Annotated in this window: 11 protein-coding genes; 7 read left to right on the top strand and 4 right to left on the bottom strand. The window is 73.4% G+C overall.

The features are described 5' to 3' along the window. The first annotated feature begins 19 nt into the window (after window positions 1-19). The 3 genes from ABH931_RS22500 to ABH931_RS22490 all read left to right on the top strand — a co-directional run bounded on the left by ABH931_RS22500 (window position 20) and on the right by ABH931_RS22490 (window position 3,806). Window positions 20-760: a hypothetical protein gene (locus ABH931_RS22500; protein ID WP_370116094.1), complete on the top strand. Its 741-nt coding sequence runs from the start codon at window positions 20-22 to the stop codon at window positions 758-760. A gap of 817 nt (window positions 761-1,577) precedes the next feature. Beyond that, entirely contained in the window at window positions 1,578-2,462 is an 885-nt protein-coding gene (locus ABH931_RS22495) for a polysaccharide deacetylase family protein (protein ID WP_370116092.1), read from the top strand. Between the two features lie 123 nt (window positions 2,463-2,585). Beyond that, window positions 2,586-3,806, top strand: coding sequence for an LLM class flavin-dependent oxidoreductase (locus tag ABH931_RS22490; RefSeq protein ID WP_370116090.1), 1,221 nt, complete (start codon window positions 2,586-2,588; stop codon window positions 3,804-3,806). A 262-nt stretch (window positions 3,807-4,068) separates the two neighbouring features. Here the strand turns inward: ABH931_RS22490 and ABH931_RS22485 are convergent, their stop codons facing one another. The 3 genes from ABH931_RS22485 to ABH931_RS22475 all read right to left on the bottom strand — a co-directional run bounded on the left by ABH931_RS22485 (window position 4,069) and on the right by ABH931_RS22475 (window position 6,121). Continuing rightward, window positions 4,069-4,266, bottom strand: coding sequence for a hypothetical protein (locus ABH931_RS22485; protein WP_370116088.1), 198 nt, complete (start codon window positions 4,264-4,266; stop codon window positions 4,069-4,071). Window positions 4,267-4,573: 307 nt separating this feature from the next. Next, window positions 4,574-5,368, bottom strand: coding sequence for a ferritin-like domain-containing protein (locus tag ABH931_RS22480; RefSeq protein WP_370116086.1), 795 nt, complete (start codon window positions 5,366-5,368; stop codon window positions 4,574-4,576). Between the two features lie 102 nt (window positions 5,369-5,470). After that, the gene (locus ABH931_RS22475; RefSeq protein ID WP_370116084.1) at window positions 5,471-6,121 is read right to left on the bottom strand and encodes a DsbA family oxidoreductase; all 651 of its coding nucleotides are present in this window, start codon (window positions 6,119-6,121) and stop codon (window positions 5,471-5,473) included. Between the two features lie 305 nt (window positions 6,122-6,426). Between ABH931_RS22475 and ABH931_RS22470 the strand changes: the two genes are divergently transcribed. The 4 genes from ABH931_RS22470 to ABH931_RS22455 all read left to right on the top strand — a co-directional run bounded on the left by ABH931_RS22470 (window position 6,427) and on the right by ABH931_RS22455 (window position 11,380). Next, complete coding sequence (locus ABH931_RS22470; protein ID WP_370116082.1) at window positions 6,427-8,253, top strand: carbohydrate-binding module family 20 domain-containing protein; 1,827 nt, start codon at window positions 6,427-6,429, stop codon at window positions 8,251-8,253. A gap of 17 nt (window positions 8,254-8,270) precedes the next feature. Beyond that, window positions 8,271-8,786, top strand: coding sequence for a GNAT family N-acetyltransferase (locus tag ABH931_RS22465; RefSeq protein WP_370116080.1), 516 nt, complete (start codon window positions 8,271-8,273; stop codon window positions 8,784-8,786). Continuing rightward, window positions 8,786-9,274: a nucleotidyltransferase domain-containing protein gene (locus tag ABH931_RS22460; RefSeq protein ID WP_370116078.1), complete on the top strand. Its 489-nt coding sequence runs from the start codon at window positions 8,786-8,788 to the stop codon at window positions 9,272-9,274. The genes ABH931_RS22465 and ABH931_RS22460 overlap by 1 nt, the downstream gene beginning before the upstream one ends. A gap of 87 nt (window positions 9,275-9,361) precedes the next feature. Continuing rightward, window positions 9,362-11,380, top strand: coding sequence for a DUF2264 domain-containing protein (locus ABH931_RS22455; protein WP_370116076.1), 2,019 nt, complete (start codon window positions 9,362-9,364; stop codon window positions 11,378-11,380). Between the two features lie 97 nt (window positions 11,381-11,477). On the opposite strand, the gene ABH931_RS22450 is transcribed toward ABH931_RS22455, so the two are convergent. Continuing rightward, a complete protein-coding gene (locus tag ABH931_RS22450) occupies window positions 11,478-12,545 on the bottom strand; it encodes a substrate-binding domain-containing protein (RefSeq protein ID WP_370116074.1) in 1,068 nt (355 codons plus the stop codon). Between the last annotated feature and the right edge of the window lie 89 nt (window positions 12,546-12,634).

Here is a 12,634-nt window from a genome sequence, read left to right as displayed (position 1 = left end):
AACGGGTGAGGGGGCGCGCATGGGCGACGAGCTGGTTTCCGCGGTCCAGCTGCGGGCGACCCTGCTGGAGCTCGCCGACTCGCTCGGTCCGACGTCGCGCCCCGAGGTGGTCCGCGCGTGGACGGACCCCGTCCTCGTCCACGGCCCCGAGCCGGTCGGCCACCGGCAGCTCGCCGTGGTGGCCGTCTGCACGGCCGACGGGTGGGCCACCGCCGCGACGGGTCCGGCCCGTTCGACCCGGGGCGGCTGCGAGGTCGAGGTGCGCCGGGGCGTCGGCTGCGAGCTGGTGACCCTCACCGGCTGGACGCCGGCCGAGTTCGCCGACCCCCGCTACGGGCAGCCGGAGGTCACCCGCAGCACCGCCCCGGGCCTGCTCTGCGACTACTGCCACGGCTGGGGCGTCTGCCTGGAGTGCGAGGGCACCGGACGCAGCCGCACCAAGCGCACTGGCTACGGACGTTGCTCGTGCTTCGGGAGCAACCACGGGGTGGGCAGGTGCCTGGAGTGCGCGGGCCGGGGTCACTACTCCCCTCGCGCGCGGAGCGCGGGAGAGCCGCCGGTCGAGGCCGGGCACGCCACCCTGGTGGCGGCGCTGCGCGACATCGCCCACCGCACCTGTGCCTGCGGTGAGTTCCGATGCCACTGGCGCACGACCGCGAGCCCGGCCGAGGGTGGCCGCGTCGCGCGCTTCGAGGGCCCGTGCCAGGGCTGCGGGGCGGGGCGCTGCTACGCCTTCTCGCTCCCGAACCGGGCGGCCTGACCGGCGGGTTCGCCCCGGATGCCCGGAAAATCCGGTGCGCGGGCCGCACCTGACGGCTCCTACCCGCTGCTGGGTGGCATCGCCGCCGGACTGACCCTGGTCGCCGACGCCGAACTGGCGCGCGCCCACGGCATCGCCATCGCGGCGGTCAACGCCGAGGCGCACCGACGGGGCGTGCGACGTGCTGCGGGTGGCGGGCCGCGAGCACGCCTACCTCGTCCCGCGCTGGGCGACGCTGCCGTTCACCCCGCGCGGCCCGGTCTTCCACCTGGCCTGAGCGCGGGCGAGCACGGCCTCGAGCTGGACGGGCGGCCACCTCCCGTGTCACCGTGGCGCCCTTCGAGCGGGGGGTGGCGCGTGCGAACGTGGGTGGCCGGGCCGCTGCGGGCGGCACGTCTGTGGGCCGGGCACGTGCGGATACGGGCGCGCACCCGCGGCGCAGGGTGGGGGCTGCCGTCGCCCGCCTGGCCGACGAGGCGGGGATCGCCTTCGCGCGATACCTGCTGCCGGCCCTCGTGGGAGAGGGGCCGGACTTCCGCGGGCCGGTCAGTCGGGCCCTGTTCCCCTGGCGCCCGTCGGCCTGGCTGGCCACCCGGCGCTTCCGGCGCCCTCCTCCGCCGGACTCCCCTCAGCCGGGCGCCCGGCAGGCCGCCCGACGCCGGTGACGCCCGGCGCCGGTGACGCCCGGCGCCGGGCGAGGTGCGTGCGGCGCCGTGTGGCCGAGCGACGGCTCCCGGGTGAACACCGCGCCGACGGCAACGCCGAGGGGCGGACGCGGCTGTCGGAGCCGCGCCACGGCCGGGTAGTGTGCGCGCCCGTGAACGAGCACATACGTCCGCGCCTGTCGCGCCGTGCGCTGCTGGCCCTCGGCGGCCTGACCCTGCTCACCGGCTGCTCCTCGCCGGCCGTGGCGCGCGGCGCGGGCGCGCGGGCGTCCGCTACGGGTCGGGGGGCGTCCGCCACGGCGGGGCCCTCGGGCGGTGGCGCGGGCGGCGTCTCGGGCGGTGCATCGGCGGGTGCCTCGGCGGCGCCGTCGGGTTCGCCGGTGACCGGCGCGGGGACGGGCCTGCACTCCGGCTCCGGCACTCCGGCGCCCGGCGCGAGCCCGAGCGGGGACGGCGGTCCTCAGTTCTACGTCCACCAGGGCCCGCACGCGATCGCGCTGACCATCGACGACGGCCCCGACCCCCGCTGGACCCCGCAGGTGCTGGCCCTGCTGGACCGGTACGGGATCACCGCGACCTTCTGCCAGCTCGGCCAGCAGGCGGCGCGCTTCCCGGGCCTGGTCGCCGAGGTCTCCGCACGGGGGCACCTGCTCGCCAACCACACCTGGACCCACGCCGACCTCTCGCGCACCCCCGTACCCGGCATCCGCGACGAACTGGCGCGCACCAGCGAGACGCTGGAGCGGCTGACCGGGGTGGAGCCCACCTTCTTCCGGGCCCCGTACGGCGCCTGGTCGCGGCAGGTCCTCGACGAGTGCCGCCGCCAGGAGCTGACGCCGCTCGACTGGTCCGTGGACCCGCGCGACTGGTCGCGCCCCGGCGTCGACCACATCACCGACACGATCCTGCGCACCACCCGTCCCGGCTCGATCATCCTGGAGCACGACGGCGGCGGCGACCGTTCGCAGACGGTCGCGGCGCTGCGCGTGGTGCTGCCGCGCCTGCTGGACGAGGGCTACACCTTCGTCACGCCGTGATCTGACGGATCATCAGATGTCATCCCCCAGGCCGTTGCCTTGCCGCCGGATCTGATGGATAGTCAGATATTCTTGCGGCGCCGCGCGCAGCACAGCACTCCGTCACAGCCTGGAGGACCCACCGTGGAATTCGGCATCTTCGTCAACGGGTTCATCCCCGGCCCGGCCGCGCACGACCGGGCCTCGGAGCATCTCGCGCTCCGCCGCGAGATGGAGATCGTCATCAAGGCGGACCGGCACAACTGGAAGTTCGCCTGGTTCGGTGAGCACCACTCGCTCACCGAGTACAGCCACATGTCCGCGCCCGAGGTCGCGATGGGCTACGTCGCCGCCCGCACCGAGCGGATCCACCTCGGCACCGGCATCAACTCGCTGTCGCCGCGCAAGGAGCACCCGGTCCGCTTCGCCGAGCGCGCGGCCATGCTGGACCACATCACCGAGGGCCGCTTCGAGTGGGGGACCGGACGCGGCGCGGGCTCGCACGAGCTGAAGTCCTTCAACATCATGGACACCGACTCCACCAAGCCCGAGTGGGACGAGGTCTCCCGCGAGATCGTGCGGATGTGGGAGCAGTACGACTACTCCTTCCAGGGGCAGCACTTCACGGTGCCGACCCCGCACAACATCCTGCCCAAGCCCTACGGGCACTCCCACCCGCCGATCTGGATGGCCTGCGGCAACCCGCCCTCCTTCGCCAAGGCCGGCTCGCTCGGCATCGGTGCGATCGCCTTCAACTTCGAGCCGATCTACAACCTCAAGGGCCGCATCGAGGCCTACAAGGAGGCGGCGGAGAACCCCGTCGAGATCCTCGGCGACTACCAGAACAACAACGTCATGATGACCAACGCCGTCGTCTGTCTCAACGACCGCAAGCGCGCCCGTGAGATCGCGCTCTCGGCGGGCAACGCGTACATCGTGACACTGGTCAACCTGTACCACGACACCATGCCGAAGTCGGCCGACGGCATCACCTGGCCGGAGCCGCCGATCAACATCGGCGCCTTCGGCGGCGAGGAACTGCTCGACGAGCTGATCGCGGGCGGCTACCTGCTGTGCGGCACGCCCGACGAGGTCTGCGAGCAGGTCGAGGCCTACCAGCGGGTCGGCTGCGACCAGCTGGTGTTCGGTCTGGCCGGCGGCATGAGCTTCGAGGAGCACCTGGAGATGGTCGAGCTCTTCGGTGACCGGGTCATCCCCGAGTTCGACCGCAGCCCGGAGATCTCCACCGAGGTCTACCGCCGTGGCGCGGGCGCGCCCAAGTACCCGCCGTTCAACGGGCCGGTCGACCCCGAGCTCAAGCACACCGTGCTGCCGCTCAGCGCGATCCTTCCGGTCCAGGACTGAGCGGGTCGATCGCGTCGAGCAACGCCGGCAGTCCGTCGTCGAGCATCCGGCCACGGACCCGGCGTGCGGACGCCGAGCCGGATGACCCGCGGAGCCGCTTCGCCGCCTCCGCGCCGATCGGCCTGGGGGAGGTCGCCACCGAGACGACCCCGGAGGAACCGCTCGGCCGCGTGACGGCGGATGTCCGCCGCGCGGCCGATGTCCTGACACGGGGCTTCGGTTCGGTCCCGGGCCTGGGCTGAGGCCCAGGCGACCGGCCGGCTCAGCCGGCGTCGTGAGCGGCCTGGGCCGGAGGGAGGCCGGGGCTGCCGCTGAGCGCGGCGCCCTTGCTGGTCGCGGAGTCCGCGTAGTCCGCGGTGTCGGGGTGGGGCGGGCGGGGCGCCGGTTCGGAGAGCCACCAGTGGACGAAGGCAGCGGGGAGCCGGACGGGCTCGTGGCGCGGGATCACGTTCGCTTTCATGGTCACCACCCTGGTGGTGGTTCCGGGGGTGTGGGGGAGTAGCGCGGGGGCGGCGAATCCTGGCGAACCGAGCAGGTGCGCTACGCCGCTCCCGGCTCCCGGCACGCGCCATGCGCGGCGTCACCGTCCTGGGGGCCTCGGGCGACAACGGCGCCACGGACGCGACCTTCGACCCTGGCGGTGGGGGTTCGGCGCGGTCGGTCTGGCCGGGCTGGTCTGGGCGCTGGTGTGGCTGCGGCTGGGCCGCGAGGGGCCGGAGGGACGGGCACCTACCCTTACCCGGTCAACTCCTGGCCGTCGGCCGTACTCAGGCGAACTCGGGCGTGGCCGGGGCGGGCACCGGGCCGTCGAGCGCGCCCCGGTTCTCCGGCATACGCAGGCTCACCATGCGGTACCAGCCGCCCAGCCGCTCCCACGCGTAGACCCCGTGGATGCCCGCGGTGATCACCGCCGCCTTCGCCCTCGGCCAGCGCAGGATCTCCGCCATCCGGCCCATGACCGCGAGACTCACGTCGCGGTAGACGCGGATCTCCGCCGCCGCACTCGCGTCGAGCAGGTCCTTGATCTCCCGGCCCCGGCCGTCCGCCGCCAGGCGCAGCAGTTCCTCGTGGCAGTAGGCGAGGTGGTTGTCCTCGTCGCGGCAGATCATCCGTACCGCCTTGCCGATGCCGGGGTCCTCGCCGAAGTAGTGCCGCAGCATCCGCATCTGCTCGGAGGCCCGCTGCTCGGTGACCCGGCTGTGGGCGAGGTAGGCGACGACGTCGTGCTCGTCCAGGCGGGCGTCGGCCCTGAGCTTGAGGTGGGACAGACCGATGCCCATCCGTTCGAGGATCATCGTGTAGTCGGTCTCCGGCGGCACCGGGACGGGGGTGAGCCCGCGCTTGTGCAGCAGCGCGTGGAAGATCCGGCCGTGCTTGTCCTCGTCGGCGCCGTGCCGGGCCACGCGTGGGGCCAGGTAGTCCAGGCCGGCCGGCAGCAGCGCCGCGATCCGCCCGTTCTCCCAGCCGCCCTGCGCCTCGCCGCTCGCCGCGATCGAGCAGAACAGCCGGAACGCCTCGTCGTCGTCCAGGATCTCCTGGAACACACTCTTCGCCGTCAGCACATCGTCACCCCATCCGGCCGGTCCGTGCGCCTTCGTCCCAGCCTTCGCCAGGCACTGCCCGGTCACAACCGCGGTGAGCCCGGGTGGGTGACACGGCCGGCCTCAGGGAGCGGGGACCGCCCGGGTGCTCCAGGCCTGTTCCAGTGCGGAGGTGAAGGCCGCCGGGGGCTGGGCGCCGGAGACGCCGAGGCGGCGGTCGAACACGTAGAAGGGGACACCGGTCGCACCCAGCGCCGCCGCCGTCGCCTCGTCCTCGCGGACGGCGTCGGCGTAGGCCGCGGGGTCGGCGAGGACCTCGGCGGCGCGGTCGCGGTCGAGTCCGGCCTCCACCGCGAGGGCGAGCAGTCGGCCGGGCGCGAACGGGGAGACGTCCCCGTCGAAGTTCTCCCGGTAGAGCAGGTCGAGCAGGCGCTCCTGCAGGCCCTGCGCCTCGGCGAGGTGCAGCAGGCGGTGCATGTCGAAGCTGCTGGCCACGTCCCGCTCGGCGCCCCGGTAGGCCAGGCCCTCGCCGTGGGCGTGCGAGGCGATCTGCTCCTCGGCCTGCCGGGCCTGCTCGACGCTGATCCCGTACTTCGCGGCGATGGCCGGCAGCACGGGACGCGGCTCGCCGGAGGCCTCGGGGTCGAGCTCGAAGGAGCGGTGGACCACCTCGACCTCGTCGCGGTGCGGGAAGACGGCGAGCGCCTTCTCGAACCGCGCCTTGCCGATGTAGCACCACGGGCAGTTGATGTCGCCCCAGATCTCGACGCGCACGGTCTTGCTCCTTGCTCCGGTGTTCTGTGCTCCAAGCTCTCCCTCCAGATTACATGAGGTGCTCAATAGTTCTCATGCTGAAGCTGGACGACGGCCATCGGCACTTGTTCGTAAGCAGTTGCCGAAACTTGCCGTAAGAATTTCCACGGAGTTATTGACGCGCTCATTCCGGCTGCGGGATGGTCTGCTACGCGGCGGGGTGGCCACGGCGGGCGTGGCCGACGCCGCGTCCCCACCCCCTGGCCCCTGCGGGATCCGGCGCGCCCGGTCGTCCGCGGCCGGGCCGCGCGCAGAGAAGAGCTCCCATGAAGCGCATCACGTCGCAGCGCAGAGCCGGTGCCGGACGTGGCACCCGACCCCGTTGGGCGGCCGTCGGCGCCCTCCTCGCCGGTGCGGTCCTGCCGCTGACCGTGCAGGCCGCACCCGCGCGGGCCGCCACCGCGCCGAACGGCGGCGACGTCATCGCCAACCTCTTCGAGTGGAACTGGACCTCCGTCGCCAACGAGTGCACGACGGTCCTGGGGCCCAAGGGCTACGGCGCCGTCGAGGTGGCCCCGCCGCAGGACTCGATCCGGCTGAACCAGAGCAGCCACCCCTGGTGGGAGGTCTACCAGCCGATCGGCTACGACCTCAACAGCCGCATGGGCACCGCCGCGCAGTTCGCCGCGATGGTGACCACCTGCCACAACGCCGGGGTCAAGGTCTACGCCGACGCCGTGCTCAACCACATGGCCGGCAACAACAACACCAGCACCGACTCCTACGGCGGCGACAGCTTCAACTCCGCCACCGAGAGCTATGCCCAACCGGGCTACACCAGTGCGGACTTCCACACCTCGCCCGCCAACTGTCCCAACTCCGACCTGTCCATCTCGGACTGGAACAACCAGGCCCAGGTGCAGGAGTGCGACCTGTCCAGCCTGGAGGACCTCTACACCGAGACCACGCATGTGCGGCAGACCGAGGCCGGCTACCTCAACAGCCTCGTCGCCGACGGCGTGGACGGCTTCCGGATGGACGCCGCCAAGCACATCAACCAGGCCGACATGGCCGCGATCCTCGCCCAGGTGCACAGCACCACCTGGACCGGCTCGCGTCCCTACGTCTACCAGGAGGTGATCCCGGGCAGCACCAACTCCGCGCTGCAGCCGGCCGCGTTCGAGTCCAATGGCAGCGTCATCGAGTTCACCTACGCCCAGGACCTGAAGGCGCAGTTCACCGGCAGCATCGCGAACCTGAAGACCTTCGGCCAGAGCTGGGGCCTGGAGCCGGCCGCCGCGTCGACCTCGATGGTGACGAACCACGACACCGAGCGCAACGGCAGCACGCTGAACTACAAGTCGGGCGCGAGCTACCTCCTGGCCAACCTCTTCGAGCTGGCCTGGGGTTACGACGTCCCGCAGGTCTACGCGAGCTTCGACTGGACCAACAGCGACGACTCGCCGCCGGCCGACGCAGGCGGCTTCGTCACCAACACCGACTGCAGCAACGGCTGGTACTGCACCGACCGCAACCAGGGCGTCGCCAACATGGTCGGCTGGCACAACGCCACGGCCGGTCAGTCTGTCGCCAACTGGTACGACGACGGCACCAACCTGATCGCCTTCAGTCGGGGCGACCGCGGCTGGATCGCCATCAACAACGAGTCCGCCGCCAAGACGATCACCGTCGAGACCGGCCTGCCCGCCGGCAGCTACTGTGACGTGATCCACGGCGACCTGACCCCCGCGACGGGCGCCTGCACCGGCTCGACGGTCACCGTCGCGACCGGCGGCACGGCCACCGTCACCGTCCCCGCGATGGACGCGGTCGCGCTCTACCTCCCGACGGCCGCCTCCGGCACGTCCGGCGAGAGCTTCGGCGTCAACGAGACGACGAGCTGGGGCCAGAACGTCTACCTGGTCGGCTCGATCCCGGCACTCGGCAGCTGGAACACCGCCCAGGCCGTCCCGCTCTCCTCCTCGGGTTACCCCGTCTGGCGCGGCACCGTCAGCCTCCCGGCGAACACCTACGTCGAGTACAAGTACATCCTCAAGAACTCCGACGGCTCGATCACCTGGGAGCCCGGCAGCAACCACTCCCTGACCACCACCTCCTCCGGCTCCACCGGCACCGTGACCGACACCTGGTAGCGGTTAGCCTCTGGGGTATGGAGCGACTCACCCTGCACGGCACGTCCGTCACCCTGCGGCCCGCGGAGGTGGCGGACGTGCCCGAGCTCGTCGTCATCAGGGAGACGCCGGAGGTCCACCGCTGGTGGCGCGGCGGTGCCGACCTCGCGGCGGAGATCACCGCGGACCTCGCCGACGACACCACGCCCACCCTGGCGATCGAGCACCAGGGCCGCGTCGTCGGGGCGATCCAGTGGCACGCCGAGGACGAGCCGGACTACCGGCACGCGGGCATCGACGTCTTCCTCGACCCCGCCTGCCACGGCCGGGGCCTTGGCGTCGACGCCGTCCGCACCCTGGCCCGCTACCTCGTCGAGGAGCTGGGCCACCACCGCCTCACCATCGACCCCGCCGCCGAAAACACCGCCGCGATCCGCTGCTACGAGAAGGTCGGCTTCCGCCGCGTCGGCGTCCTGCGCGCCTACGAGCGCGGCGAGGACGGCACTTGGCACGACGGCCTGCTGATGGACCTGCTGGCCGAGGAGCTGACCTGATGGAGGCGGTGGAGGTCCTGGCCCTCTACGCCGAACTCGACGTGGCGGGCGCGCCGGTGTGGATCGACGGCGGCTGGTGCGTCGACGCGCTGCTCGGGCGGGAGACCCGCCCGCACGCCGACCTGGACGTGGCCGTCGCCCGCGATCACGTCGCCCGCCTGGTGGACGTCCTGGCCGCCCGCGGCTTCCGGCCGCGCGGCGAGGAGGGGGCGACGCAGTGGAACTTCGTCATGGACGACGGGACGGGCCGCGCGGTCGACGTCCATGTCTTCGCCTTCGACGAGCGCGGCGAGCACGCGTGGGGCATCGCCTACCCGGCCGCGTCCCTGGCCGGGACGGGCGTTCTCGGCGGGCAGGAGGTGCGCTGCATCGCGCCGGAATGGATGTTCCGCTTCAAGACCGCCTATCCGCCGGCCGAGAAGGACCGGCACGACGTGCGCGCCCTCGCGGAGCGCTTCGGCTATCGGGTTCCGCCGACGCATCGGTGAGGTGCGATCAAATGATCTGGATCATTGACACCTGATCAGGTTGCTCCTAGATTCGCTCCGCCGCCCCCGCCAGCGAGGAGCACCGCCATGCCCGAGTCGCCGCTGCCGTGCGAGTCGTCGCTGCCGCCCGAGGACCGCGACCTGAGCCCCTGGACCGGCTGGACCCGGGCCCACTGGGAGGCGGTCGCCGACGGCCTGCTGCTGGCCGCGCTGCGGCACGCCGGCCCCGAGCAGGCCCTGGTCAACCTGCCCGGTCCGCGTCCGAGCCGGTCCGGCACGCGCTCCGACGGGCTGGAGGGCTTCGCCCGTACCTTCCTGCTCGCGGCCTTCCGCGTCGCGGGCGCCGGTGGCGACGACCCGCACGGGCTGCTGCCGCGCTACGCCGCCGGCCTCGCGGCGGGTACCCGCACGCCGACGGCCGATCCCGACGCGACCGCGCAGGACCCCGTCTCCTGGCCCGTCGTCACCGACCGCAGCCAGCCCATCGTCGAGGCCGCCTCCGTCGCGCTCGCCCTGCGGCTGACCCGGCCCTGGCTCTGGGACACCCTCGACCCGGCGGTGCGCGAGCACGTGCGCGTCTGGCTCCGCGAGGTGCTGGTGCGCGCCCCGGTCGAGAACAACTGGTGGTTCTTCCCCGTCACCGTCGGCGGCTTCCTGACCGAGGTCGGCGAGGGGGAGGACGCCGATCTGGCCGTCAGGACCGTCGCGCGCGGCCTGGACCGGATCGAGACCTGGTACCGCGGCGACGGCTGGTACACCGACGGTCGCCCGCGCGCCTTCGACCACTACAACGGCTGGGCCTTCCACCTCTACCCGGTGCTCCACGCCTACCTCGGCGGAGACCGGGCCCTGGCGGACCGCTACGGTGCGCGCCTGGAGTCCTACCTCGCCGGTTACGCCGCCACCTTCGGCGCCGACGGCGTCCCGATGCACCAGGGCCGCTCGCTCACCTACCGCTTCGCCGCGGCCGCCCCGCTGTGGGCGGGTGCGCTCACCGGCCGCACCCCGATCAGCCCCGGCACCACCCGCCGCCTGGCCTCCGGTGCGCTGCGCCACTTCCTCGACCGGGGCGCGCTCGACGCGGACGGCCTGCTGACGCTCGGCTGGCACGGCCCCTATCTGCCCGCCGTCCAGACCTACTCCGGCCCCGCCTCCCCGTACTGGGCGAGCAAGGCGTTCCTGGGCCTGCTGCTCCCCGCCGACCACCCCGTCTGGACCGCGCCCGAGGAGCCGGCACCCGCCGCCCGAGCCGACGCGGTGCTGCCGCTGCCCGCGCCCGGCTGGCTGATCCAGTCGACCGCCGCCGACGGCATTGTGCGGCTGCACAACCACGGCAGCGACGACCAGTTCGCCGACGAAACCCTCCCCGACGACCCGCTCTACGCCCGGCTCGGCCACTCCACCGCGACCGCGCCCGTCCACACCGGCCCCGCCGACCAGCACCTCGCGCTCGTCGTGGACGGAGCGCCGACCGAGCGCGGCCCGATCCGCCCCCTGGGCACCGGCCCCGGCTGGGCCGCCTCGGCACACCGGCCGCACACGGCCGGCACCGAACTCCCTGGTGTGGACGTGGTCTCCGTCGTGCTTGCGCGCGGCGCGCAGGAGCTCCACGCGCACCTCGTCACCGGCGCCGCGCCCGGCACGGAGGCCCGCCACAGCGGCTGGGCCGTGGCGGGGGAACGGACCACCGCCCGGAGCGTGGGCAGGACGGCGAGTGTCCGCGCCACCGGCGAGCGGAGCCTGGTCTCCCTGCTCCACGGCGGACCGGGATTCGACTCCGCTTGGACGGTGGACGTCGCCGAGGGCACGGCCTTCGGCCCCCGGGCAGGGTTCCCGGTGCTGTCGGGCACGGTCGGTGACGGCCCGTCGGTCTTTGTCGCCCACGCCCGACTCGACGGGTCCACCCGGGCGTCGGATGAGCCCGAGGCGTCCGGGCCACTCCCCGAGGTCGAACTCCAGGCCCTTGCAGCGGACTTCCAGCTCCGCGTGGTCTGGCCCGACGGCGGTCGGCAACTGGTGCGGCTGCGGATCGACGGCGGGGCCGAGGTCTGCGAGGGCGAGTTCGGCGAGGGCGGGTTCGGCGGGGGAGCGGCCGCGACCGGCTGACGCCGCCGTGCGGCCGGAGAGCTCGGGACGTCGCCAGGTCGTTGCGCGCCCAGGGCTGAGCCGAGGGCTGAGCCGAGAGGGCTGAGAGGGCACCGGTTCAGCGGCAGGGCGTTCCGGTGCCCCCGCAGGAGGGCCGCACCACCAGGTCCGGCAGCAGCTGGACGTGGTGCACCGGCAGCGCCCCGCGTGCGGCGTGGTGACGCAGCAACAGCTCCATCGCGGCGCGGCCCACCGCGTACTTGGGCGGGGCGACCGCCGTCAGCGGTGGGTCGGCGAGGGCGGCCACCACGTCGTCGTAGGAGACCACCGCCAGGTCCTCGGGCATGCGCACGCCGCGCGAGCGCAGCAGCGGGGCGAGCCGGAGGGCGTCCTGGTCGTTGTGGACGAGGGCCGCGCGGATGCCGGACGCGGCCGCCTCGACCAGGGTGGACGCGACCGCGTCGAGGTCGGGGGTCACGTGGTCCAGCTCGACGACCGGGACGGGCGCGAGCCCCAGGGCGCGGACAGCCTCGGCGTAGCCCGCGCGGACCTCGTGGGCGGTCCAGGAGTCCGTCCGCGCGGCGAGCAGGACACGGTCGTGGCCGAGGGAGACCAGGTGGCGCAACGCCGCGAGGACACCCGCGCGATGGTCGGAGCCGACGGAGTCGAGGCGGGCGAGAGGTCCGGCCGCCGGTGGCCGCCGTTCCACCAGGACGGTCGGGACCGGCAGTTCGCCGATCCAGTCACCCGTCTCCGGCCCCCTCTCGGGAGTCCAGCTGGGCGTCAGCAGCAGCCCGCCGGCGCCGGACCGCAGCAGTTGCGCCACCTGCACCCGGTCGTCGGCCGCCCGGTACGCGGACACCCCGAGCACCAGCCGCGCCCCGACCTGGTCCGCCGCGGCGCGGGCACCCGCGATGACCTCGTCGAAGTAGAGGCCGACGGTCGGGACCAGCATGCCGACCACCAGGCCGCGCCCGTCGGGGCCGACGGCGGGCGCGCCCTGCGGTAGCGCGACCGCGCCGTGGGAGCGGCGCAGCGCGCCCTCCTCGGCCAGCGCCGCGACGTCCCGCCGGACGGTGACCGCCGCGAGCCCGATCTCCGCGGCGAGATCCACGACCCGCACCGTGCCCTGGGCGCGCACCACCTCCAGGATGCGGGTGCGGCGTTGCTCGGGCGTCAGGGTCACGGCTACCTCCCGGTGCAGGCCGGGGCAGGGCTCTGCGGCCCCGGTCCACTGCGGGGATCAGTATGTATCATTCGATCCCGACCCGATCG

The sequence above is a fragment of the Streptacidiphilus sp. MAP12-33 genome (assembly GCF_041261265.1).
Classification (GTDB): domain Bacteria; phylum Actinomycetota; class Actinomycetes; order Streptomycetales; family Streptomycetaceae; genus Streptacidiphilus.
The sequence above is the reverse complement of the archived record's forward strand: the minus strand, read 5'-3'. Positions and strand labels throughout refer to the sequence as shown.

Coding starts and splice junctions, on each gene's coding strand:
- ABH931_RS22460 (WP_370116078.1), top strand. CDS start 8,786: ATGGAGGCGGTGGAGGTCCTGGCCCTCTACGCCGAACTCGACGTGGCG.
- ABH931_RS22465 (WP_370116080.1), top strand. CDS start 8,271: ATGGAGCGACTCACCCTGCACGGCACGTCCGTCACCCTGCGGCCCGCG.
- ABH931_RS22455 (WP_370116076.1), top strand. CDS start 9,362: ATGCCCGAGTCGCCGCTGCCGTGCGAGTCGTCGCTGCCGCCCGAGGAC.
- ABH931_RS22500 (WP_370116094.1), top strand. CDS start 20: ATGGGCGACGAGCTGGTTTCCGCGGTCCAGCTGCGGGCGACCCTGCTG.
- ABH931_RS22470 (WP_370116082.1), top strand. CDS start 6,427: ATGAAGCGCATCACGTCGCAGCGCAGAGCCGGTGCCGGACGTGGCACC.
- ABH931_RS22485 (WP_370116088.1), bottom strand. CDS start 4,266: ATGAAAGCGAACGTGATCCCGCGCCACGAGCCCGTCCGGCTCCCCGCT.